Below are 1,990 nucleotides of genomic sequence, written 5' to 3'. Positions count from 1 at the left end.
TGTGTGTAGGTAGTCGAAGCCAATGAAGGATAAATATGGCGAAGAAGTTACTGTAGGAGATCGCGTAAAGGTTCTAGAAATCTACGACGGTTTTCTAAATATGCTTCCAGAAGATGAGCGTATATTGCATGAGGCAATGCTCAATCAAGAATATGTCGTAGATGATATTGTGGAAAACTCTACCAAGGCTAGTGTTTCATTTTGGGAAGAAACACCAGAAGGGCTCTATCATGGCGGGCTTTACATGCTGTCACATGAATTCGAGCTGGTTAAGAAAGGCAGTGCGGGAAATGGCACATAACAAGGGTAGCCAAAATCGCCCGCAAAAAACGCGGGCTGGACTCGCTAACGCTCGCCTTTGCTACTGGCGTTATGGTTCGCCATGAAATGAATATTGGAAACTGGGATAGCGCAATAGTTAGGGCAGTGTTAATAGGCTTTCTTCCCGTCCCGATTTTAGTGTTGACGTCAGGCTGGGAACTAGGTAGTGCTTTGAGCTCTATCGAGGTGGTAGGTGCCATCCAGGTATTGTTCTTAAGCTTTGCCATTTACCTCTTAATCACTTTAGTTGCGTGGGTTTTATTTGGCTTTCCTATTCACAAGCTATCCGTAAAATATTGCCAGGCAAATTGGTTGATCTACATATTATCGCCGTTAGCGCTTGCTGGTTTGGTGTACATTTTTTGGGTTCCAATGGCTGCGCTACTAATAGCTATTTTCGGGGTGCTACAGGCTTCAGTTTTTAGATGGTGTATATATCGTGTCACCAAACCATAACAAGTTTGTCAACGCGGACATTTTTTGCTGCGCTCCGTTTTGGGTGGCTTCGCCACTATACCCAAAACTCCACTACACAAAAAATGCCCGTTACAAAAGCGTTAGCACCATCGTGAAAAATTGAGCATATATCTCGCATCATGGCTAAAAAGAACCAAAAACAATCAGCTGCAAATAAGAGGAGAACGAAGGCCTCAAAATTAGAGCGCCAGAGTAAGTATGAGTGGGTATTCATAAATGGAAGGCAGGTACGTATAAAGCGATCTGAAACGATAGATGGTCTTCCTGTTGATGAATTCATACAACTATATGCTGATCCCATTTGGTTGCATCAGAATTGTATGTGGGAGCTAATTGATAGTGAAAATTATGTATCTGAAAAAGCGGTGTATCATTTCGATGAGGCCTTTCGAGATGTTTCGGAGCTTAGTGCCGCGTATGGAGATCAATCGTCAGAGAATCTTGATTTGTTACTGCGGTATTTAGAATATACGCAGTTTATACAACGCTAAAGCCTGTGGTGGTTCTTGTTGAAAATGACTTTGCGCTTTAGTTGTGAAAAGTTTCTGTGCTAACAATTTGGTGCAGTGGAACCAGTTTCGTTCCGCATATTTTATGGTATCGCTACGCTCTTATACCATAAAATATGCTCCACTACACTGGTCCACTGACCAAGGCGTTAGAGTTCTATCGAGATCATACCAATGAAATATTTATTAATCCTGATGGCTGTGCTTGTAACCGCTTGTGCGTCCACCCCAAAAGGGGCTATGACATTTGACGAGGTTAAAATACCAAGTCCATCTAATGGTGAGAGCACATTGGTGTTTTATAGAAAGATTTCTCCCCCGGCAGCGTATGATATGAGAGTTCGTATTAATGATACAGAAACGGCATCTTTGCCAAACAATGCTTTTTCATATGTAAGTTTGAAGCCAGGTATCGTAAAAATAAAGACAAGTTGGACCGCATGGTCAGGCATGCCAAGCAGAGAAAAGAATATCGAAATCCCTCCCAATAGCACCATTTATCTTGAATTAACCAGCTCTGTATATACTCCTGGGGGGCTACAATTAGGCAGTGATAGTACACTGACCCAATCCGACAGCTACGCAGTCAATGTATTAAGGTCTTGTTGCAAATATGTGCCATCAAAACTCTAACAAAGCCAGCCAGAGGGACCAAAAAACCGCCGCTTCGCTCTGGTTTTTCA

General features: G+C 42.6%; 3 protein-coding genes. All 3 read left to right on the top strand.

The features are described from left to right. Positions 1–22: 22 nt before the first annotated feature. The 3 genes from ACXAFR_RS27250 to ACXAFR_RS27240 all read left to right on the top strand — a co-directional run bounded on the left by ACXAFR_RS27250 (position 23) and on the right by ACXAFR_RS27240 (position 1,940). Entirely contained in the window at positions 23–301 is a 279-nt protein-coding gene (locus ACXAFR_RS27250; protein WP_475183296.1) for a hypothetical protein, read from the top strand. Between the two features lie 616 nt (positions 302–917). Then, on the top strand, positions 918–1,289 hold the full coding sequence (locus ACXAFR_RS27245; RefSeq protein WP_475183294.1) for a hypothetical protein: 372 nt from the start codon (positions 918–920) through the stop codon (positions 1,287–1,289). Positions 1,290–1,481: 192 nt separating this feature from the next. After that, entirely contained in the window at positions 1,482–1,940 is a 459-nt protein-coding gene (locus ACXAFR_RS27240) for a hypothetical protein (protein WP_475183291.1), read from the top strand. Positions 1,941–1,990: the final 50 nt, after the last annotated feature.

It is taken from the genome of Pseudomaricurvus sp. ABR4_320, assembly GCF_056159445.1.
Note: the sequence above shows the minus strand (reverse complement) of the source record. Positions and strands in the feature narration are given on the sequence as shown.